Source organism: Gallaecimonas kandeliae (assembly GCF_030450055.1).
GTDB classification, from domain to species: Bacteria; Pseudomonadota; Gammaproteobacteria; order Enterobacterales; family Gallaecimonadaceae; genus Gallaecimonas; species Gallaecimonas kandeliae.
The window spans coordinates 1,108,325-1,129,169 of sequence record NZ_CP118480.1; the positions used below are offsets into that span (position 1 = coordinate 1,108,325).

Below are 20,845 nucleotides of genomic sequence, written 5' to 3' on the forward strand. Positions count from 1 at the left end.
TTCGCCGGGCTTTTTGCTAGAGGAGCCTTGCTATCACTGCTTCTGTTGCAGCCTGGATGCCGAGATTGCCGCCGAGGTCGGCCGTGCATTGGCCCTGCTCCAGGCAGGCGAAGACGGCGTCCCGCAGCACCTGGGCCTCATCGGCCAGGCCCAGGCCCAGCTCCAGCAGCATGGCGGCGGAGAGCAGGGCGGCGAAGGGATTGGCCTTGTCCTTGCCTGCGATATCCGGGGCCGAGCCGTGGCAGGGCTCGAAGAGGCCTGGGCCTTGGTCGCCTAATGACGCAGACGGCAGCATGCCCAATGAGCCCACCAGCATGGCCGCCTCGTCGGTGAGGATGTCGCCGAAGAGGTTCTCGGTGACCAGCACGTCGAAACTGGCCGGGCGGCTGAGCAGATGCATGGCGGCGGCGTCCACCAGCAAAAATTCGAGCTCCAGCTCCGGGTAATGCTCGGCAAAGACCGCTTCGGTACGCCGCCGCCAGAGCCGTGAGGTGGCCAGCACATTGGCCTTGTCCACCATGCATACCTTGCCGCGCCGGCTCTTGGCCAGCCTCGCGGCCTGGTGCAGCACCCTGTCTATCTCCTCGGCCGAATAAGCGCACCTGTCCCAGGCGGCCTCCACGCCTTCCTGCTTCTCGCCAAAATAGATGCCGCCGGTCAGCTCGCGCACCACCATGATGTCCACGTCCTTTAGCCTGTCGGCCTTGATGGGGCTGGCATCGAAGAGCGCCGGGTGGGTGACGGCCGGCCTCAGGTTGGCGTAGAGGCCGAGCGCCTTGCGGATGGCCAGCAGCCCCTGCTCGGGGCGCTTCTCGCTTTTGTCCCACTTGGGGCCGCCGACGGCGCCGAGGAAAACGGCGTCGGCGCCCTGGCAGGCGGCCAGGGTCTCGGCCGGCAGGGGCTCGCCTGTGGCGTCGATGGCGGCGCCGCCCATCAGGGCTTCAGTCATCTCGAATTGGTGGCCGAAGCGCTGGGCTATGGCCGCCAAGGCCACCTTGGCGGCCTGGGTCACTTCCGGGCCTATGCCGTCGCCGGGCAAAAGAACGATATTGGCCTTCACGGGCGGCCCTCCTCGAAGCGGCGAATTTGCCTGTCCAGGTTCAGGAGATACCCCAGCTGATCCACCCCTTGCACCAGGCAGTGGCGGCTGAAGGGGTCCAGCTCGAAGCGCCAGGTCTCGCCGTTATCCAGTTCGATACTGGCCTCTGCGACGTCGATGTTGACCTGGGTGCCCGGGTGTTCCAGCAGGTAGCGGTGCTGCTCGGGGCTGACCTCTATGGGCACCAGGCCGTTCTTGAGGGCGTTGCCACGGAAGATGTCGGCGATTTGGCTTGATATCACCGCCTTGAAGCCGTAGTCGGTCAGCGCCCAGGGGGCGTGCTCGCGGGAAGAGCCGCAGCCGAAGTTGGTGCCTGCCACCAGTACAGTGCAGCCGTGGTCGCTGTTAAGGATGGAGTCTGTCTTTTCCCCGCCCTTATAGCGCCAGTCGGCGAAGGCGTGCTGGCCCAAGCCCTCCCTGCTGGTGGTGGTCAGGAAGCGGGCCGGTATTATCTGGTCGGTGTCGATGTTGTCCTGGCGGATCACCAGGGTCTTGGATGCGATTTTCATGCGCTTTCCTTCATGGCTTGGGGCTGGGCGACGAAGCCGCGGACGGCGGCCTGGGCGGCGGTGGCGGGGCTGGCCAGGAAGGTCTGGGAGCCCGGGCCCTGGCGGCCTGCGAAGTTGCGGTTGGAGGTGGAGACCACCGTCTGGCCGGGCTGGGCCATGTCACCGTTCATGGCGATGCACATGGAGCAGCCGGGCTCGCGCCATTCGGCGCCGGCGGCCTGGAAGATCTTGTCCAGCCCCTCGGCCTCGGCCTGGCGCTTAACGTCCTCCGAGCCCGGCACCACCAGCATCCGCACCCCCTTGGCGACCTTGCGGCCCTCAAGGGCCTGGGCCGCCTCGCGCATGTCAGACAGGCGGCCGTTGGTGCAGGAGCCGACGAAGACGATGTCTACCCGGCGGCCCGACAGTGCGTCGCCGGCGCTCAGTTGCATGTAGTCCAGGGCCTTGGCTTCCACTTCGTCGCGGGGGGCCGGCACAGGCGAACCCAATGGGATCACCATGCCGGGGTGGGTGCCGTAGCTGATGGTGGCGGCCACCTCGGCGGCGTCGATGTGAATTTCCTTGTCAAAGACGGCGCCCTCGTCGCTGCGCAATGTGCGCCAGTCGGCACAGGCGGCCTCGAAGTCTTTGGGGGCCATGGATCTCCCCTTGAGCCAGGCGAAGGTGGTCTCGTCCGGGGCTATCAGCCCGGCCCGGGCGCCCGCCTCGATGGACATGTTGCAGACCGTCATCCGCTCTTCCATGGTCAGGGCCTCTATGCCGGGGCCGGCGTATTCGATGACGTGCCCTGTGCCGCCGCCCATGCCCAGCCTGCCTATGATGTGCAAAATCAAGTCCTTGGCGGATACGCCTGGGCGCAGCCGGTTGTCCACCCAGACCCGCAGTGTCTTGGGCTTGTGCTGCAGCAGGCTCTGGGTGGCCAGCACGTGGCCCACCTCAGTGGTGCCTATGCCGAAGGCCAGGGCCCCGAAGGCGCCGTGGGTGGCGGTGTGGGAGTCGCCGCAGACGATGGTCATGCCGGGCTGGGTGGCGCCCAGCTCCGGGCCCATGACGTGCACTATGCCGCGGTGGGGGCTGTCGAAGCCGTGCAACGTGATGCCGAAGCGGCGGCAATTCTCCTGCAGCTTGTAGACCTGGCGCCAGGCCGCCTCGCTGACGAAGAAGCGCTGGCCCTGGGCGTCGGGGGGACTGGTGGGGGTGGAGTGGTCCAGGGTGGCCAGGGTGCGGTCCGGGCGGCGCACGGAAAGATTACGGCGTTTGAGCTCGGAGAAGGCCTGGGGGCTGGTCACCTCGTGGATGAGGTGCAGGTCGATGTAGATCACCGCCGGGTGGCCGTTCTCGGCCGGCCTGACTATGTGGCGCTGCCAGATCTTGTCGAACATTGTCTGCGGCATTGGTTTTCTCCTTAGCTGGCCTTGGCTAAATTGATGACGGCTGAGCGCGTGAATGATGAGGTCTTTGTCATGACTAGCTGGCCTTGGCCATTTGGCGGCTGATGCGGTTGATGACGTCCATGAAGGCGCTGACGCTGGCGGCGACGATGTCGGTGGAGATGCCTCGGCCGTGGATAGCCTGGCCGGCAAAGCGCACCCGCACCTGGGCCTCGCCCTGGGCGTCTATGCCCTCGGAGATGGAATTGACGGACAGGCCCTCGAGATGCACCTCCATGCCGGTGGCCCGCTCTATGGCGCGAAAGGCCGCGTCCACAGGGCCGTCGCCGGTGGCCGCTTCCCGGTATTCGCTGCCGTCCGGGCCCAGCAGCACCACGGCGGCCGAGGCGATGCTGTCGCCCGTGCCTGAGGTGACCTGCATCTGGGCCAGCTGCCAGGGGCCTGTGCTGGCCTGGCCCACCACCAGGGCTTCGATGTCGGCGTCGCTGATGTGCTTCTTGCGATCGGCCAGTGCTTTGAAGTCGGCAAAAATGCGGTCCATGTCCTCGGCGGTGGCGTCAAAGCCCAGCTCCGTTATCTTGTCCACCAGGGCGTGGCGGCCCGAGTGCTTGCCCAGCACCAGGCTGGTGTCGACCCGGCCTATGGACTGGGGCTTCATGATCTCGTAGGTCTCGGGGTGGCTCAGCATGCCGTGCTGGTGGATACCGGAGGCGTGGGCGAAGGCGTTGTCGCCGATGATGGCCTTGTTGCGGGGCACCACTGAGCCTGTGATGGCCGACAGCAGCCGGGAGCTTGGCAGCAGTTGCTCGGTGCGAATGGCGGTATTGATGCCGAAGTGGTTGGCGCGGGTCTTGATGGCCATCACCACTTCTTCCAGGGCGCAGTTGCCGGCCCGCTCGCCGATGCCGTTCAGGGTGCATTCCACCTGGCGGGCGCCCGCTTCCACGGCGGCCAGGCTGTTGGCCACGGCCAGGCCCAGGTCGTTGTGGCAGTGGGTGGAGAGGATGGCCTGGTCGATGTTGGGCACCTGGGTCTTGAGGCGGCGGATGCAGTCGAACATCTCGGTGGGGGTGGTGTAGCCGACGGTGTCGGGGATGTTGATGGTGGTGGCGCCGGCCTCGATGGCCGCCTCCACCACCTGGGCCAGGAAGTCGGGCTCGGTGCGGGTGGCGTCTTCGCAGGAGAATTCCACGTCGTCACAGAAGGTCCTGGCCAGGCGTACTCCGGCCACGGCCCTTTCGATCACCTGGGCCTTGCTCATCTTCAGCTTGTGCTCCCGGTGCAAGGGGCTGGTGGCGATGAAGACGTGGATGCGCTTCTTCTCGGCTCCTTCCAGGGCGCGGCCGGCTTCACGGATGTCGTTGTCATGGCAGCGGGCCAGGGCGCAGATGGTGGGGCCCTTCACTTCCTGGGCGATGCTGGCCACGGCCTTGAAATCGTCCGGGCTGGCGGCGGCGAAGCCCGCCTCGATGACGTCCACCCCCAGGGCGGCCAGGGCCTTGGCCATGCGCTTTTTCTGGGCCAGGCTCATGGCGCAGCCGGGGGATTGCTCGCCGTCCCTTAAGGTGGTGTCGAAGATGATGATCTTGTCTGACATGCTGTTTCTCCTGAAAAAAAGCCATAAAAAAACCCGCTCCTGGGAGCGGGTTTCTTGGTATCTGGTCTCGCCTCAATGGCGTCTCAAATCACAATAGGCCCCCGCTCCCGCTGCTAAGAAGGAGAATGAGGCTAAGGAGGAGGGCAGAAGACAGGCGCACTAAGACAGGGTCAATGCTTTGGCCCTGTTGTTGGATGCGGAAGAAGGTGGCTGTCTTGTTCATGTGAATGAACATGCAATGGCCCGGTAGGGATGTCAACAAAAAAATCGCCGCCCTGGGAGAGGGCGGCGCAAACTCTTAGATCCTGGCAAGCCAGGCTAAGGGAGGACAGCACAAAGTGTAGTCACTCCCGGCGCCGAGGTCAGCATTTGAGCGGCAAACGCCTGCTCCGCTGCGACAAGGCTCAGAGATCGAAGCTGCGGGAAACCGAGAAATAGACCCGGCCGTCTGCCTCAGGTACACCCTTGATGTCGGTGTCCTGCCAGTTGAGGGCGAAGTCGAAACCGCCAAAGCTGGCGGTGGCGCCAATCAGCCAGTTGCTGTAGTGGTCCTTGCCGGCCCAGTAGTCGTTGGAGCCGGGGCCGGACAGGGCCTTGTTGTAGGTGTAGGCCGCTTCCAGGCCCCAGTGGTCGTCGAGGCTATAGCTCTGGTGCAGCTGCATGTAGCTGTGGTGCAGCTTCTTGATGCCGGCCTGCTCCCAGGTGTACCAGACCTTGAACTTGGTATGGGTGGGGGCCGTGATGGAGGCATAGGCTTCCGGGTAGTTGTAGCTGGACTTGCCCACATAGGTGTACTGGTTGATGCCGATGTCGTAGTTCCAGCCGTCGGCGAAATCCGCGCTGTAGCCACCGTAGAAGTCCCACTCGGCCTGGGCCTTGTCACCTGGGCCGAAGTCGACGTTGGAGGCCCAGGTACCCACGTAGAAGCCGTTGTCGAAGGCCGCGTCCAGGCTGCCCTGAATGGCCGGGTTCTCGCTGGTCTGGCTGTAGCCGTTGAAGAGGTAGTCGCTGGCGCCGGTCAGGGTCGCGGAGACGTCGGCGGCCTGGGCGCCGATGGCGAAGCTGCTGGCGAGCAGTGCGGCGGTGATGGTCTTTTTCATGTTGATCCCTTTTTTGTGCTTTGAGTTAGCCCTTGTAAGACGGGTGGTCATGACGCCAATCGAAGACAGGGGTAATGGCAGGTGCAAGCAGCTTGTTCCCCAAAATATGATCGGTGCATGGCTCCGCCAACATCACCGTCGGGCCGTTGAGGTCGCCTGAGATGATGCTGGGCATGATGTTGGCGTCCACCACCCTTAACCCCGCTACGCCGTGGACTTGAGCCTGGCTGTTGACCACGCTCAGGGCATCTTCGCCCATCTTGCAGGTACCGCAGGGGTGATAGGCGGAGTCCGCTTTGGCACGGGCCAAGGCGTTTATGCCCTTGCCCGTGGTACAGCCAGAACCGGGTCGGATCTCCTCGCCACGAAATAAATCAAACGCTTTTTGGGCGAAAATGTCACGGGTGGACTTCACGGTTCTGCATTTTTATGCGGATCCGAGGCCATAGCCCCAGCCTGCTGTCATCCAGGCTGTTGTCAGAGGGCGCCATCTTAGGGGCCTGGGTTACCTTTTGGTGCCCAGGTGAGAAAAGGGTGCCGTCTTGCGTGATGGCCGTCACATTTTCTACCCTGTGGCCACAGTCAATTTCGAGGACAAGACCTTGAGCCAACTCTTCACCCCCTTGCAGCTGGGGCCCCTGGCCCTGCCGAACCGCATCGTCATAGCCCCCATGTGCCAGTACTCGGCCGAGGAGGGCAGGGCGGGGGACTGGCACCTGATGCACCTGGGCAACCTGGCCCAGTCCGGTGCCGGCCTCCTCATCCTGGAAGCGGCGGCTGTCGAGCCTCGCGGCCGCATCACCCATGCCGACCTTGGCCTCTGGGACGACCAGACCGAGGCGGCCCTGGGCCAGGTGCTGACGTCGGTGCGCCGCTATTCCGACATGCCGCTGGGTATCCAGCTGGCCCATGCCGGCCGCAAGGCCTCCACCCAGCGGCCCTGGGACGGCGGCGCCGCCCTGGCCCCCGATGCCGAGCACGGCTGGCAGACGGTCTCGGCCAGCGAGCTGCCCTTCGCCGAGGGGCAACCGGCACCGTTGAGCCTGGACCAGGCCGGCATCGACGGCATCGTCACCGCCTTTGCCGAGGCGGCCCGCCGCGCCGAGCGTATCGGCCTGGAACTCATCGAGATCCACGCCGCCCACGGCTACCTGCTGCACCAGTTCCTGTCGCCCCTGTCCAATCGGCGTAGTGACCAGTACGGCGGGGATCTTCAGAACCGCATGCGGCTGCTGCTGGCGGTGTTCGACGCCGTACGCGGCGCCGTCTCAGGCAAGGTGGCGGTGGGGGTGCGGATCTCCGCCACCGACTGGGTGGAAGGGGGCTGGGATCTCGAACAAAGCATCGAGCTTGCCAAGGTGCTTGACGAGCGGGGCTGCGACTTCATCCACGTCTCTTCCGGCGGCCTGTCACCAATCCAGCAGATCCCGGTGGGCCCCAACTACCAGGTGCCCCAGGCCCAGGCCATCAAGGCCCAGGTGAAGATGCCGGTGATCGCCGTCGGCCTTATCACAGAGCCGGCGCAGGCCGAGGCCATACTCCAGGAGGGCAGGGCGGACGCCGTGGCCCTGGCCCGCGGCATCCTCTTCGACCCCCGCTGGCCCTGGCACGCGGCGGCGGCCCTGGGGGCCAAGGTCAAGGTGGCGCCCCAGTACCAGCGGGCCGAGCCCCACGGGGCCAGGGGCCTTTTCGACAGCGAATAAACAAGGGGCGCCGGCAGGCGCCTTTTTTTATTGGCTTTGCATTTTCTCATTACAGATCATTCCCTTGTAGAAAATCTGACCCATACTGAGGGCGAATTGTCGGCAGGGCGCCGCGCCGCTGGCGGCTCCTAAAAAGTCTCTTTGCTGGTCTGTCCCTAACTTGCGGCAAATCAAAATCCGGCTTTCGGGTCGAGGGCATACTTCAGCTGCGGTTCACGAAGGAGAGCCCCCATGGGCATAAGAAACCCTTCCCTGAAAAAAGAAATCCTGGCCATCCTGGTCGTCAAGCTGGCGCTGATCGTCACCATCAAGGTGCTCTATTTCAGCGCCCCGGCCGATCAGGGAGCCGCTGCCATCGAACAACAATTCCTAAGCGCTAAGCCTTCAACATCCAAGGAGGCCGATAATGATCGGTGATGAAGTCGTTGATTTGTCGCGGCTGCAATTTGCAATAACCGCCCTTTACCATTTCCTGTTCGTGCCCTTGACCCTGGGCCTGTCCTTTATGCTGGCGATCATGGAATCGGTCTATGTGATGACCGGTAAACAGATCTACAAGGACATGGTCAAATTCTGGGGCAAACTGTTCGGGATCAACTTCGCCCTGGGGGTCACCACTGGCCTCACCATGGAGTTCCAGTTCGGCACCAACTGGGCCTACTACTCCCACTACGTGGGGGACATCTTCGGTGCGCCCCTGGCCATCGAGGGCCTGATGGCCTTCTTCCTGGAATCCACCTTCATCGGCCTCTTCTTCTTCGGTTGGGACCGCCTCAACAAGGTGCAGCACCTGGCGGTGACCTGGCTGGTGGCCCTGGGCTCCAACCTGTCGGCGCTGTGGATCCTCATCGCCAACGGCTGGATGCAGAACCCGGTGGGCGCCGATTTCAACTTCGAGACCATGCGCATGGAGATGAGCTCTTTCAGTGACCTCATTTTCAACCCCGTCGCCCAGGTCAAGTTCGTGCACACCGTCTCAGCAGGCTACGTGACCGGCGCCGTCTTCGTGTTGGCGGTGTCCAGCTACTTCCTGCTCAAGGGCCGCGACATCCCCTTCGCCAAACGCTCCTTCGCCATCGCCTCCAGCTTCGGCCTGGCCGCCGTGCTGTCCGTGATACTGCTGGGTGACGAATCCGGCTACGAGGTGGGCGACGTGCAGAAGGCCAAGTTGGCCGCCATCGAAGCCGAATGGGAAACCCAGGCGCCGCCGGCGGACTTCACCCTGTTCGGCTTCCCCAACCAGGAAACCCAGCACACCGACTACGCCGTCAAGATCCCCTACCTGCTGGGCATCATCGCCACCCGCTCCATCGACGAGCCCGTGGTGGGCATCAAGGAGCTGAAGAAGGAGCACGAGCAGCGCATCCGTAACGGCATCCTGGCCTACGGCGAGCTGGAGAAGCTCAAGAACGGCGAAGACACCCCCGCCAACCGGGCCCGTTTCAACGAGCTGAAGCAGGATCTGGGCTATGGCCTGCTGGTCAAGCGCTTCGCCCCCAAGGTGGTGGACGCCACAGACGCGGATATCAAAAAGGCCGTGGACAGCTCCATTCCCAAGGTGGCGCCCATGTTCTGGACCTTCCGCATCATGGTGGGCCTGGGCATGCTGATGCTGCTGCTGTTCGCCCTGGCCTTCTACGAGAGCGCCCGTCACCGCATCGGCAAGAAGCGCTGGCTGCTCAAGTTCGCCCTGCTCGCCCTGCCGGCCCCCTGGATCAGCTGTGAGGTGGGTTGGTTCGTGGCCGAATACGGCCGCCAGCCCTGGTCCATCGCCGAAGTGCTGCCCACCCATCTGTCGGTGTCCACCCTGACCAAGGGTGACGTCATGGGCAGCATCGCCGGCTTCGTCTTCTTCTACACTGTGCTGCTCATCGCCGAGATGTACCTGATGATCCGCTATGCCCGCCGTGGCCCCAGCGTGTTGGAGACAGGCCGCTACCACTTCGAAACCAAGGCGCAGGAGGCCTGATCATGGATTACGAAGTCCTCAAACTCATCTGGTGGGCGCTCATCGGGGTGCTGCTGATCGGCTTTGCCGTCACCGCCGGTTTCGACATGGGCGCCGGGGCCTTGCTGCCCTTCGTCGGTAAGACCGACACCGAGCGGCGCATCGCCATCAACACCCTGGGCCCCCACTGGGACGGTAACCAGGTCTGGTTCATCACCGCCGGCGGCGCCATCTTCGCCGCCTGGCCGGTGGTCTACTCCGTGGCCTTCTCCGGCTTCTACTGGGCGCTGCTGCTGGTGCTGTTCGCGCTCTTCTTCCGCCCGGTCGGCTTCGAGTACCGCTCCAAGGTCAAGGACCCGCGCTGGCGCAACGCCTGGGACTGGGGCATCTTCGCCGGCTCCGCCGTGCCGGCCCTGGTGTTCGGTGTGGCCTTCGGCAACCTGCTGCAAGGGGTCCCCTTCAAGCTGGATAACCTGATGTACTCCACCTACACCGGCAACTTCTTCCAGCTGCTCAACCCCTTCGGCATCCTCTGCGGATTGGTGAGCGTCGCCATGCTGGTGCTGCACGGTGGCAACTACCTGCAGATGCGTGCCGCCGGCGCCGTCGGCCAGCGGGCCAGGACAGCGTCTGTCATTGCCGGCCTGGTGATGGTGGCCTGCTTCGTGCTGGCCGGGCTCTGGCTCAACTTCGGCATCGACGGCTATGTCATCGACCGCATCGGCGACACCAACAGCGCCCTCAACATCCTCAACAAGAGCGTCTCGGTCAAAAGCGGTGCCTGGATGGCCAACTACGACAAGGTGCCGCTGCTGTGGATTGCGCCCTTGCTGGGCATAGTGGCTGGGCTTTTGAGCGTACTGCTGGCCGCCAAGGGCCGCCCCGGCTGGGCCTTCCTGTTCAGCGCCCTGGCCTGTGCCGGCATCATCTTCACCGCCGGCGGCAGCATGTTCCCTTTCGTGATGCCCTCCAGCCTGGTGCCTGACCACAGCCTGACCCTGTGGGACGTGGTATCCAGCTACAAGACCATGAGCATCATGTTTGGCGTGGCCTGCGTCTTTGTGCCCATAGTGCTGGGTTACACCTTTTGGTGTTACTACAAGCTCTGGGGCAAGGTGGACAGCCAGCACATCGAACAGAATTCCGTCGGCAGCTATTAAGGAGGCACTATGTGGTATTTCGCTTGGATCCTGGGAGTGCTGCTGGCCTGTGCCTTCGGTATCCTCAACGCCATGTGGCTGGAAGTGGTCGAGTACAGCAAGGAGGAGAAGGGCCGGAACTAGGCCCCTCACCGAGATGACCCTCAGCAACAACCTGCTTCGTGTGCTATCGGCCACCCTCGCCCTGGCGGGGGTGGCCTTCATCTGGGTCCGTGTCGCCATGGGCCAGAGCCCGGGCCACGGTGGCCTGTCCCTGATGCTGCTGGCCGTGGCCCTCTGTGTCGTTCACGCCGTCGGCTGGCAGTGCCGGGCCCAATGGGAGCGCTGGCTGTTCCAGCCGCCTCTGCCTTGGTTGCTTTGGCTGCTGGCCTTGTTCCTATGCGCCTGAACGGCCCTGCGACTTTATGAAAGGCCACCCTTGGGGTGGCCTTTTTGTTATTGCCCTTCAGCAAATAGCTGGGAGATTCAGGCCGTTGGCCTTGTATTCATGCGCTTGAGCTAGGCTGTGTCGTCTGAGGGGCAATTTTTTGACACTCTGACTGGCGAAATGGGCTTTTCCCAGACACCATAAAGGCTAGCAAAGGGGCCCAACCTGGACGGGCCTGCCAAGCAAAGGAGGGACAGATGGAGCAGATAACCCTGGGGGGCGGTTGTTTTTGGTGCCTGGAAGCGGTCTTCCAGCGGATCCAGGGCGTACTCGAGGTGATCTCCGGCTACGCCGGCGGCCAGGTTCCCGACCCGACTTACAGCGCCGTCTGCCGAGGCGACAGCGGCCATGCCGAGGTGGTGGATATCCGCTTTGACCCGGCCGTCATCAGCCTGGACAGGGTGCTGGATCTCTTCTTCCAGGCCCACGATCCCACCACCCTGAACCGCCAGGGCAACGACGTGGGTCCCCAGTACAGATCCATCATCCTCTACCGTGACGACAACCAACTGGCCGCGGCCAAGGCCGCCCTGGCCAGGGTTCGCAGCCGGTTTTCCATGCCGCTGGTCACTGAGCTGGCACCCCTCGACACCTTTTACCCGGCCGAGTTGGAACACCAAGACTATTACAACAGGCACAGATCCCAGCCTTACTGCCAATGGGTGATCCAACCCAAACTCGGGAAACTGCAACTCAAGGCAATCTGACGGATTAAGGAAGGAATATGCGCTTAAGACGTATCGCGCTGCTGTCCCTTTTCCTCTTTGGCGCCGCCTGGGCCGACGACCCCTACCTGGCGGCGCGCAAGGCCCAGCAGAACGGCGACGACAAGGCCTACCTCAAGCTGCGCCAACAGCTGGACAAGCATCCGCTGGCCAGCTACCTCGACTACTACTTCCTGAAAGACCATATCCAGAAGGTCCAGGCCAAGGAGGTGCGCGACTTCGAGAACCGCTACCCCGATTCCCCCCTGGGCGCTTTCCTGGTGCAGCGCTTTATCGACGAAGCGGCCCGCCGCAAGGATTGGCAGTCGCTGCTGGCGGTGACGGCCAAGGCCCCCAGCGACGAAGAACGCCGCTGCTTCTACTTCCTGGCCAAGCTCGAAAGCGGCGCCCAGGAGGAGGCCTGGCAGGGGGCAGAGCAGCTCTACCTGGTGGGCCATTCCCTGCCCAAGGGCTGCGATCCCCTCTTCAATGCCTGGCAGAAGACAGGGCACCTCACCCAGGAACTGGTGTTGTCCCGCATGGAGCTGGCCTTTGCCAGCGGCCAGGGCGGCCTGCTGGGTTACCTGGCCCGCCAGCTGCACGCCGGTCATGCCGAGGCCGGCAAGGAGATCCTGGCCCTGTTCAGCGACCCGGCCCGGGTCGCCCATCAAAGGCCCCTGGGGGTGGACCCCGAGCGCAGCCGCCGGCTGATGGTGTTGGCGGTGGAAAGGGCGGCCAGGCGCGATCCGGTCAAGGGCTGGCGCCTCTGGATGCAGGCCAGGGACCATGTGGCCTTCACCGCGCCCCAGCGCCAACAGCTGGCCCGCTTCCTGACGGCCCGGCTCTACGACACCGACAACCCCAAGGCCGTGGCCTGGCGGGACGAGGCGGTGCGCTATTACCGGGACGATGAGATGACGGAGCGGCGCATCCGCTACGCCTTGAGCCAGGGGGCCCTGATGGATGCCCGGGACTGGATAGGTGTGCTTAGCCAGGAGGAACAGGCCGACGAACGCTGGCAGTACTGGCTGGCCCGCACCGAGCCGGATGCGGCCAAGAAGGCCGAGCTGCTCAAGGTCGCCGCCCAGAACCGCTCTTATTACGGCTTCCTGGCCGCCGAAGATCTGGGCCTGCCTTTCCAGCTCAACGAGACCCAGGTGCCCCCCATGACGCCAGGCCTGGCGGACATGGGCGCCCTCAAACGCATCCCCTTGCTGCTGGACATGGGGGAGAACCAACTGGCCCGCATGGAGTGGTACCACCTCCTGACCCCCTTGTCGGGGCCCCAGCGCCAGGCCCTGGCCGGCTGGGCCCATGAGCAGGGCTTCGAGAACCTGGCCATACTGGCGGCCATCCGCGGCGACGGCTGGGATCTGGTGTCCCTGCGCTTCCCCGTGGCCTTTGCTGACGAGTTCGAACGCTTTGGCAAGGAGGTGGCGTTGCCCCAAAGCCTGCTGCTGGCCCTGAGCCGCCAGGAGAGCGCCCTGGATCCCAAAGCCCGCTCGCCGGTGGGGGCCCGTGGCCTGATGCAGCTGATGCCGAAGACGGCCAGGCTCACGGCCCGCCACCTGGGGGACAAGCAGGCGGGGGATCTCTTCGACCCCGAAGTCAATATCCGCCTCGGCAGCCAGTACCTGAAAGAGATGCTCGAGCGCTTCGACAACAACCGCATCCTGGCGGCGGCGGCCTACAACGCCGGGCCTGAGCGGGTGGACCGCTGGGTGGGCAAGGACTTGCCCTTCGACGCCTTCGTCGAGTCCATCCCCTTCAGGGAGACCCGCAACTATGTGCAGAACGTGCTGGCCTTCAACGTCATCTACCAGCAGAAACTGGGCAAGGACAAGCCCAGGATGCTGACCCAGGGGGAGCGGAAGTACCGCTACTGAGCAAAGGAAAAGGCGCCCTGGTGGCGCCTTTTCAATTCTTGGCCCTTACCAACGTTTGGCATGGCGCTCGAAGTTCTCACGTTTCTGCTCGGCATTCTTGCGCAGCAGGACGTAAAGGGCGCCGGTGGAACCGTGGTGGCGCTGGGCGCTGTGGTAGGCCAGCACCTCTGGCATCTCTTTGAGCCACTTGGCGCAGTAGCTTTTCAATAACGCCGGCACAGGTTTGCCGTGCTCGCCACGGCCGTGGGAGATGAGCAGGGTGCGCAGGCCAATGCGGTGGCTGTCACGGATGAAGGCGAATACCTCGGCCCTGGCCTGGATGAAACGCTTCTTGTGCAGATCCAGGGCCCCTTGGATCTCGTAATGGCCCAGGCGCAGCTGGCGGAAGACGCCGTCCTGGACCCCGGGTTTCTGGTAGGACAGCACCTCATGGGGTTCCACCAGCTCCACCGCTTCGCTGGACAGGTAGTTGATGTCCTCGGCCAGTTCCGCCTCGGCGGCGGCCTGGCGGGCGAGGGCATTGGGGTTGCCGGCCTTGAGCTTCTGCACCTTGTCCGCGGCCGCTATCCGGCGGACATCTTGCATTTCCTTTTCAAACAGAGTCTTGTCATCATCGTGCATCCTGACCTCCACTCCGGCTTCAGATGAACACCCGACTCGCCGCTATCGACAGTGCCAGGGGATTGGCTATTTTCGGCATCCTCCTCGTCAATATCCAGTCCTTTGGCCAACTGGATGAATACCGCTACGACCGCTTCGCCGAGCCCGGCACCCTCAGTCAGGGCGTCTGGTGGCTGAACATGCTGCTGGCCGACGGCAAGTTCATCAGCCTGTTGTCGGTACTGTTCGGTATGGGGCTGGTGTGGCTGGCCAAGGCCGGCCTCAACTACCAGTACCGGCGGCTGCGCTGGCTGGCGCTGTTCGGCGCCGTCCACGGCGTCTTGATCTGGGACGGCGACATCTTGCTGCTCTACGCCCTGACCGCCATGGTGGTGCTGCCCTTTGCCCGGCGCGGCACCCCAACGGCGCGGCTGATCTGGGCGGCGGTGCTGGTGGTGCTGGCCGGCCTTGTCTATGTGGGCCTGCTGGCCCTGTCCCCGGCCGACGCTCCCGTGGATACAGGCCCATTGCAGCTCTACAACCAGGGCAGTTACCTGGCGCAGGTCCAGTACCGGCTGCAAAGCTTCGGCTACACGGTGGCGTCCTGGCCGCTGTTCATCCTGCCCATGGTCGGGGGGCTGATGTTGGCCGGCACTGCGCTCGCCCAGAGGCCTGACTGGCAGTCCTCCCTGGTCCGCCGCTGGCCCGCCTGGCTGCTGGCTGGGCTGCTGCCGTCGCTGTTGGTGTTGCTGGCCAGTCCCCGCTTCGGCCACGGCTGGCTGCTGCTGTTCGCGCCGCTGCAGGCCATGGGTTACCTGGGGTTGGTGCTGAGGTTTGGGCAGCGCTGGCGGGCCTTGCAGGCGGCGGGCAAGATGGCGCTGAGCCATTACCTGCTGCAGAGCCTGGTGATGACGGCCTTCTTCTATGGCCTTGGCTTCTACGGCCAGTGGTCAAGGGGAGCCTTGCTGCTGCTGGCGCTGGGCTACAGCGCCGTCGCCCTCTACCTGTCCCCCTTCCTTTTGCGCCGCCTCGGCCAGGGCCCCTTGGAGCGGCTCTGGCGGCGCCTGGCCGTTAGACCCGTCACACCAGGTTGAGGCTGGGCTCGGCCAGGCTCTTGTGGAGCTTGCGCAGCTTGGCCAGCAGCTCGGCCAGGGGCAGAGGCTCGCCATCCTGGTAGCGCCAGACCAGGGCCTTGAGATCGTTGGGGTGCCAGTCCTCAAGGTACTTCCTGTCCTCCGGGAATATGGCCAGCTGCGCCACCCCCAGCACGGCCGCCCGCTGCACCCAGGCCGAGTCCACCCCCAGCAGGCTCTGGGCCCGGGCCAGTAACTGCCAGCCGCTGAGTCCTGAAGGCTTGTCCAGGCTGAACAGGCGCGGCGAGCGCAGCTCCGCCAGGGCCTCGGGCAGGGGGTGCAGCAGTACCAGGGCGGCCTTGGGCAGGCCCTGGAGCAGGGCGCGGAACTGTTCCACCAGGGGCATGAAGGGCTGGCCGTCGTCGTCCAGCAGGTTGATGGCCACCAAGGGGCGCTCGCCTATGGCCTCGAGCAGCCGCTGGGCCTCGGGATCCGGCGCCGGCAGCCACTGGTGGTCCAGCCACAGTCCCAAGGTGGCCAGGGCCCCGCTGAAACGCTGGGCCTGGTGCTGGCCAGGTTCCAGGCGCTGGGCCTTGAAGGGGGAGCTGCCGGCCAGCAGCAACCGGTGGGGGCTTGGGATCAGGAAGGGCAGGCTCTGGCGCCAGGGTGTCAGGGGAGCCTGGCTGAGGTCCCAGATGCTGTCCCAAGGTTGGCGGCGCAGCCGCCAGAGCAGGGCTGGCCAGCTGCCGGGCCCTCCTACCACCAGGGGAGGCGGCAGCCAGGGCAGGGCGGCCAGCAGGGGCTGGTGCTCTGGTCGGCAAAGCACCTGCACTTCGTGAGCCCTGCTCAAACTGCCCAGCATGGGCAAAGCCCAAGGCAGACTGAGGTTATCTTCCTGATCCAGAAAGCAAAGTAGGCGCCTGGCCATGGCCTTTCCCTTTTAAATGTTTCCAGAATGTTTCATTTTGCTTGAGTTTTGGTTTTCGTCTTGTTTATAGTCTGCTTCGCGCTGCTGCGGTTACAGCGCATAGCCCAACCACGATAACTACCATATCAGGGCAAGAGGCGTTCGAAAAAGCATCAACTGAGACTTTCTCCCTGACCTGAAAAGTCAACTCCGGGTGGCCGAATAACAATAAGGATGGCCATGACGGGACGCACGAGGACAAGGCTTTGGTGGCAAGGGCGGGGGCCAGAGCAGCAGTTGATGGCAAGGGGATGGCGACGGCCGTCCTTCACGACTACCTCACCTTTGGGTGGTAGCGCCGGTCGCCAGTACCGGCGGTGGCCTGGGGGCTCGCCTCCAAGCCATGCTCAATACTGACATCATGACTTTTTGCCCCGCCTTGGCGGGGCTTTTTCTTGTTGCTTTTGATGCCTTTGGGTGAAAAAACACCAGTCTGGCTGCGGCCTGCGGCTTTTGCTTGAATGCCTATAGCAGATCGCTATAATGCACGCCGTTGTATCGGAAAGTAGCTCAGCTTGGTAGAGCACTACGTTCGGGACGTAGGGGTCGCAGGTTCAAATCCTGTCTTTCCGACCATGAATTACCGATTTTGCAGTGCCCACGGGCAGGCAACGGAAAGTAGCTCAGCTTGGTAGAGCACTACGTTCGGGACGTAGGGGTCGCAGGTTCAAATCCTGTCTTTCCGACCAATTGCGAGGCAGCCTAAGGGCTGCCTTTTGCATTTCAGGGAGATGGCCCATGTGGCTGACCGAAGCGGAGCTTGGCAACCGCTACAGCACCGACATCAAGCCCTGCTTCGAGGGCGGCGCCGAAGGCAGCATGCTGGCCTTGGACGGCGTGCCTTTGCATTACCGCCTCTTCATTCCCAAAGGCGCCGAGACCCTGGTGCTGCTCTGCACCGGCCGTACCGAGAGCGTCTTCAAATACCAGGAACTGATCTTCGAATTGCAGCGCCAGGGCATAGCGGTGGCGGCCCTGGATCACCGGGGCCAGGGCCTGTCAGGCCGCCAGACCGAGGATCCCCACCTCGGCTTCGTGGAAGACTTCCAGCACTACGCCGAGGATCTCAAGCAGTTCGTTGACCAGCTGGTGCTGCCCCTGGGCTTCAAGCGCCACTGGCTGCTGGCCCACTCCATGGGGGGCTGTGTCGCCGCCCTTTACCTCGAGCGCCATGGCCATCCCTTCGAGAAGGTGGCCATGACCTCCCCCATGTTCAGCATCAACACGGCGCCCTTTCCACTTTGGGTGGCCAGGGGCATGGCCCGCTGGCAAAGCCAGCAGGACAAGCGCAAGGGCCGCCACCGCTACGTGCCCACGGCTGGTCCTTTCAAAAAACCGGCCTTCGACGAAAACGGCGTCAGCCATTCACGGCTGCGTTTCGACCTCTGTCAGCACTGGCTGGAAGTGATGCCCGATGCCCGCCTCGGCGGTCCCTCTGCCCAGTGGCTCCATGCCGCCTTCCAGGCCATGGATGAAGCCGTGGCCGGGGCCGGTGCCATACAGGTGCCGGTGCTGGTGGTGGCGGCAGGGGAAGACAAGGTGGTGAGCCTGGGTGGCCAAAGGGCCTTTGTCGATGCCCTGCCCCTAGGGGAGCTGCACCAGATGGCGGGAGCCTGGCACGAACTGCTGCTGGAGAGCGACGCCTACCGCCAACCCACCCTCGACCTTATCTGGCAATTCTTCCAAGGCTGATTGAGGCAGGACCCTGTCCAGGCTTTCCGGGTTCGCCGCTTGGCGGCGTTGTCATGGGTCAGTCGGCAGGGGCCTTGTTCAGGCTTTCTTGGTGAGCACCAAGGCGTGGACCTGGCGGCCGTTGTTATGGGTCAGTCGGCAGGGCCTTGTTCAGGCTTTCTTGGTGAGCACCAAGGCGTGGACCTGGCGGCCATTGTTATGGGGCAGTCGGCAGGGGCCTTGTTCAGGCTTTCTTGGTGAGCACCAAGGCGTGGACCTGGCGGCCATTGTTATGGGGCAGTCGGCAGGGGCCTTGTTCAGGCTTTCTTGGTGAGCACCAAGGCGTGGACCTGGCGGCCATTGATGGCCGGCAAGGGCTGCAGCTCGGCCTGGTAGCCTTCCTTGCGGGCAAAGCTGGCCAGGTCTTCCAATATGGCTTGGCGCAGGGCCGGCCTGAACAGCCAGCGCAGCAGCCGGTTGGGCCAGTCCTTGGCGGCTTCGTCTACCGTCATGGACAGCAGGCGCAGGCTGCTCATGGGGATGTCCGGCAGCTCCAGCTCCAGGGGCTGGTAGCTGGAGGTGTTGACCAGGTGGTAGCCGCTCAGCCCCAGCACCATGGCCGGCAGGCCCCTTTCACACCCTTTTTGCAGCAGTTGCTGGGCTTCTTCCAGGCCCAGGCCCAGGGCCAGCAATTGGCGCTGGCCACGGATGGGCTCCAGGGCTTCGCTGCTGTTCCTGTCCGCTTCGAACCACTGACGTTCCTCACTGGTTGCCAGGGCCCTTGGGCCTATGGCGATGGCCTGGTAACCGGCCAGGGGCTTGGGCAGCACCCAGCCCCATTCCACCAGGGTCTTGGGGCTGGGCTGGAGCAACGGCGGCACGGCTTCACCGAGATCGGCCAGGCGGGGGTTTTCGGCGCAGAGCTGGCGGTTGAGGCGCGCCAGCCAGGGCAGTTCGTCCAGGAAGGGCGTGGTCCGTACCTGGTTCTGGTGCAAGAGGGGATGGCGGGCTTCCTGCTGCACCAGGTGGTAGAGCACAGGGTAGTCGTCTTTCCAGGCGCTGGGCGGCGCCGCCCAGAGGGCCCGGTATTCGCTCAGCAGCCTCAGCCTTTCGCTCATTGCAGCCTGACCACCTTGTCGCCCTGGGCGGCCAGCAGTTTGAGCAGGCCGTCCTGGCAGATGATATGGCCGAGACCCACCACCACCAGGCTGTCGGAGCCCTTGGCGATGTCGGCGAGCTTGGGCAGCCATTCGTGGTTGCGGGCCTTGAGGGTGGCGTCGTGCATGGCCTGGTAGGCAGGGCCCTGGCCCTGGCTCAGGGGGCAGAGATCCCCCAGCTTGCCCAGTTGCCCTTGGCCCCAGGCCGCCAGCATGGGGGTCAGGGTATCGTCCAGGCCGTCCATCTCCTTGGCGCTGTCCTGCACCATCTGGTCGGCGTAGCTGTCGGTACTGCTCAGGGCCTGGAACTGGCGGTCCACCGACTCCAGGCCATGGAGCTGCCAGCCGCGCTGCCGGGCTATGGCCAGCATCTGGTTGTCGATGCCGAGCCTGGGATCGAAATGGTGGCGGGCCAGGGCGCTCTGCATCAGGGTCATCATCACGAACCAGGGCCGCATCCGGTCCAACTGGGCCATGGGCAACTGGTAGTCGCCGGCCATCTGGGCGATTTGCTGGTAGGCCTTGGGAGAGAGCTGATCCTTGAGGCTGCCGTCCTTGATCACCCCATAGGCCATGATGGCGGCCTGCATGGGCTGGAGGGTCATCTGCTCCGGGGCCAGTTCCTGGACCAGGGTATGGACCTGGGGCAGGCGGTCAGCCACCGCCTTGAGCTGGTCGCTGGAGTCGCGCTTGCCGACATGGATGGAGCCCAGCAGCCAGAGGCGGCCCTGGGGGGTGTCCACTTGCCACAAGGCCGGCTCCGCCAGGGCGGGCCGGACTGAAATGGCAAGCAGTATCAGGAAGATAGTTCGTTTAAGCATGGGCCGATATTAGCCCAATGCTTATTTTCCGTCACCGTCTTTGATGGCTTTGTAAACGGAGAGCCCGGCGCAGTAGCCGATCACCCCCAGGGCCCCCACCAGGGTGAGCAGGCTGGCGATACCGACGGCGTCGCCTAGGCGGCACCGCCGAAAAGCAGTTGGGTCCAGATGGCAGCCTCCTTGTCTTAATCCTTGCAGGACAAAAAGTAGGCACTGAGGGGCGGGGATACCCTGATCGGGATCAAGGCTGGGGCAGGGGCCTGAGGGCTTTGCTGTGCTGGATCAAAAAAGCCCGCGGGTGCGGGCTTTTTCAGGGCTCAGTGGTGGTGGCCACCGGCGCCATGGACGTGGCCATGGGCGAGCTCTTCTTCCTCGGCGTCGCGCAGTTCGACGATTTCCACGCTGAAATGCAGGAACTGGCCGGCCAGGGGGTGGTTACCGTCGACGGTGACGGTCTCGTCGGTGACGTCACGCACGACGACGGTGCGGGGGCCGGCGTCGGTCTGGGCGGTGAAGCGCATGCCGGCTTCGATGGCGTCAACGCCTTGGAAGGCGCTGCGGGGCACTTCCTGCACCAGCTCCTGGTGGTAGGGGCCGTAGCCGTGTTCGGGGGCAACGGTGACGTCCAGGGCGTCGCCTGCGGCCTTGCCTTCCAGCTCGCTTTCCAGACCCGGGATCAGGTTACCGTGACCATGGAGGTAGACCAGCGGCTCGCCACCGGCGGAAGTGTCGAGAACGGTGCCCGCGTCGTCTTTCAGGGTGTAGTGGATAGTCACTACCTTGTCTTTGCTGATGGTCATGAGGTGACCCCTTTTGTCGGTGCAAGTAAGGCGCTGAGCCTAGCACAGGGCCAAGGCCATTCTCAAACCCGCCCCTTTTGGCTTTCTGGCGCCTTGTCGCGCCTTTGTCACATCCATTTGTTAAAAAAGCGTGCCTTGTTCGGCAGGCCAGGAAATGACTGGTCAAAAAGCCAGCCTGGGCAATGAGTTGGAAAAACCGTGCCCTGTTAACAAAAAGTTGGTTTGCCGACAA

General features: G+C 64.0%; 21 protein-coding genes and 2 tRNA genes. 12 read left to right on the top strand and 11 right to left on the bottom strand.

All coding sequences use genetic code 11. The annotated features are described in order from the left end of the window. Positions 1–16 precede the first annotated feature (16 nt). The 6 genes from leuB to PVT67_RS05375 all read right to left on the bottom strand — a co-directional run bounded on the left by leuB (position 17) and on the right by PVT67_RS05375 (position 6,111). A complete protein-coding gene (gene leuB, locus PVT67_RS05350) occupies positions 17–1,060 on the bottom strand; it encodes a 3-isopropylmalate dehydrogenase (RefSeq protein ID WP_301498617.1) in 1,044 nt (347 codons plus the stop codon). Continuing rightward, complete coding sequence (leuD, locus tag PVT67_RS05355) at positions 1,057–1,608, bottom strand: 3-isopropylmalate dehydratase small subunit (RefSeq protein ID WP_301498619.1); 552 nt, start codon at positions 1,606–1,608, stop codon at positions 1,057–1,059. The genes leuB and leuD overlap by 4 nt, the downstream gene beginning before the upstream one ends. After that, complete coding sequence (gene leuC, locus PVT67_RS05360; RefSeq protein ID WP_301498621.1) at positions 1,605–3,002, bottom strand: 3-isopropylmalate dehydratase large subunit; 1,398 nt, start codon at positions 3,000–3,002, stop codon at positions 1,605–1,607. The genes leuD and leuC overlap by 4 nt, the downstream gene beginning before the upstream one ends. A gap of 73 nt (positions 3,003–3,075) precedes the next feature. Continuing rightward, positions 3,076–4,596, bottom strand: coding sequence for a 2-isopropylmalate synthase (locus tag PVT67_RS05365; protein WP_301498622.1), 1,521 nt, complete (start codon positions 4,594–4,596; stop codon positions 3,076–3,078). A 404-nt stretch (positions 4,597–5,000) separates the two neighbouring features. Further along, positions 5,001–5,696 carry a TorF family putative porin gene (locus tag PVT67_RS05370; protein ID WP_301498624.1) on the bottom strand — a complete coding sequence of 232 codons (696 nt, stop codon included), beginning with the start codon at positions 5,694–5,696 and terminating at the stop codon, positions 5,001–5,003. 25 nt (positions 5,697–5,721) lie between these two features. Continuing rightward, a complete protein-coding gene (locus tag PVT67_RS05375) occupies positions 5,722–6,111 on the bottom strand; it encodes a GMC oxidoreductase (protein WP_301498629.1) in 390 nt (129 codons plus the stop codon). Positions 6,112–6,298: 187 nt separating this feature from the next. Between PVT67_RS05375 and PVT67_RS05380 the strand changes: the two genes are divergently transcribed. The 8 genes from PVT67_RS05380 (at position 6,299) to PVT67_RS05415 (ending at position 13,524) form a co-directional block, all read left to right on the top strand. Continuing rightward, positions 6,299–7,399 carry an NADH:flavin oxidoreductase/NADH oxidase gene (locus PVT67_RS05380; protein ID WP_301499648.1) on the top strand — a complete coding sequence of 367 codons (1,101 nt, stop codon included), beginning with the start codon at positions 6,299–6,301 and terminating at the stop codon, positions 7,397–7,399. Positions 7,400–7,630: 231 nt separating this feature from the next. Then, the gene (gene cydP / locus PVT67_RS05385) at positions 7,631–7,816 is read left to right on the top strand and encodes a cytochrome oxidase putative small subunit CydP (protein WP_301498631.1); all 186 of its coding nucleotides are present in this window, start codon (positions 7,631–7,633) and stop codon (positions 7,814–7,816) included. Next, positions 7,806–9,368, top strand: coding sequence for a cytochrome ubiquinol oxidase subunit I (locus PVT67_RS05390; RefSeq protein ID WP_301498633.1), 1,563 nt, complete (start codon positions 7,806–7,808; stop codon positions 9,366–9,368). The genes cydP and PVT67_RS05390 overlap by 11 nt, the downstream gene beginning before the upstream one ends. Next, positions 9,368–10,507 carry a cytochrome d ubiquinol oxidase subunit II gene (gene cydB, locus PVT67_RS05395; RefSeq protein ID WP_301499649.1) on the top strand — a complete coding sequence of 380 codons (1,140 nt, stop codon included), beginning with the start codon at positions 9,368–9,370 and terminating at the stop codon, positions 10,505–10,507. The genes PVT67_RS05390 and cydB overlap by 1 nt, the downstream gene beginning before the upstream one ends. A 9-nt stretch (positions 10,508–10,516) precedes the next feature. Next, positions 10,517–10,630: a cytochrome bd-I oxidase subunit CydX gene (gene cydX / locus PVT67_RS05400; RefSeq protein WP_301498635.1), complete on the top strand. Its 114-nt coding sequence runs from the start codon at positions 10,517–10,519 to the stop codon at positions 10,628–10,630. A 13-nt stretch (positions 10,631–10,643) separates the two neighbouring features. Further along, entirely contained in the window at positions 10,644–10,895 is a 252-nt protein-coding gene (locus tag PVT67_RS05405; protein ID WP_301498637.1) for a hypothetical protein, read from the top strand. Positions 10,896–11,131: 236 nt separating this feature from the next. Continuing rightward, positions 11,132–11,641, top strand: a complete 510-nt coding sequence (msrA, locus tag PVT67_RS05410; protein ID WP_301498640.1) for a peptide-methionine (S)-S-oxide reductase MsrA — start codon at positions 11,132–11,134, stop codon at positions 11,639–11,641. Between the two features lie 17 nt (positions 11,642–11,658). Then, positions 11,659–13,524, top strand: a complete 1,866-nt coding sequence (locus PVT67_RS05415) for a transglycosylase SLT domain-containing protein (RefSeq protein WP_301498643.1) — start codon at positions 11,659–11,661, stop codon at positions 13,522–13,524. Positions 13,525–13,569: 45 nt separating this feature from the next. Here the strand turns inward: PVT67_RS05415 and smrA are convergent, their stop codons facing one another. Then, on the bottom strand, positions 13,570–14,109 hold the full coding sequence (gene smrA / locus PVT67_RS05420; RefSeq protein ID WP_301498645.1) for a DNA endonuclease SmrA: 540 nt from the start codon (positions 14,107–14,109) through the stop codon (positions 13,570–13,572). Positions 14,110–14,168: 59 nt separating this feature from the next. Here smrA and PVT67_RS05425 point away from each other — a divergent pair, with 59 nt between their 5' ends. Continuing rightward, positions 14,169–15,218 carry a DUF418 domain-containing protein gene (locus PVT67_RS05425; protein ID WP_301498647.1) on the top strand — a complete coding sequence of 350 codons (1,050 nt, stop codon included), beginning with the start codon at positions 14,169–14,171 and terminating at the stop codon, positions 15,216–15,218. On the opposite strand, the gene PVT67_RS05430 is transcribed toward PVT67_RS05425, so the two are convergent. Beyond that, positions 15,205–16,059 (bottom strand): glycosyltransferase family 9 protein, encoded by an 855-nt coding sequence (locus PVT67_RS05430; RefSeq protein ID WP_301498649.1) that lies wholly within the window; start codon positions 16,057–16,059, stop codon positions 15,205–15,207. The two genes, PVT67_RS05425 and PVT67_RS05430, sit on opposite strands and share 14 nt — an antisense overlap. A 604-nt stretch (positions 16,060–16,663) precedes the next feature. Between PVT67_RS05430 and PVT67_RS05435 the strand changes: the two genes are divergently transcribed. The 3 genes from PVT67_RS05435 to PVT67_RS05445 all read left to right on the top strand — a co-directional run bounded on the left by PVT67_RS05435 (position 16,664) and on the right by PVT67_RS05445 (position 17,856). Further along, positions 16,664–16,740, top strand: a tRNA-Pro gene (locus tag PVT67_RS05435). Positions 16,741–16,776: 36 nt separating this feature from the next. Beyond that, positions 16,777–16,853: transfer RNA gene (locus PVT67_RS05440), tRNA-Pro, on the top strand. A gap of 49 nt (positions 16,854–16,902) precedes the next feature. After that, entirely contained in the window at positions 16,903–17,856 is a 954-nt protein-coding gene (locus PVT67_RS05445; protein ID WP_301498651.1) for an alpha/beta fold hydrolase, read from the top strand. Positions 17,857–18,152: 296 nt separating this feature from the next. Here the strand turns inward: PVT67_RS05445 and PVT67_RS05450 are convergent, their stop codons facing one another. From PVT67_RS05450 to slyD, 3 genes are all read right to left on the bottom strand, one after another. After that, a complete protein-coding gene (locus tag PVT67_RS05450; RefSeq protein WP_301498653.1) occupies positions 18,153–18,953 on the bottom strand; it encodes a hypothetical protein in 801 nt (266 codons plus the stop codon). Further along, positions 18,950–19,813, bottom strand: coding sequence for a TraB/GumN family protein (locus PVT67_RS05455; protein WP_301498655.1), 864 nt, complete (start codon positions 19,811–19,813; stop codon positions 18,950–18,952). The genes PVT67_RS05450 and PVT67_RS05455 overlap by 4 nt, the downstream gene beginning before the upstream one ends. Before the next feature lie 317 nt (positions 19,814–20,130). Continuing rightward, a complete protein-coding gene (gene slyD, locus PVT67_RS05460) occupies positions 20,131–20,613 on the bottom strand; it encodes a peptidylprolyl isomerase (RefSeq protein ID WP_301498657.1) in 483 nt (160 codons plus the stop codon). Between the last annotated feature and the right edge of the window lie 232 nt (positions 20,614–20,845).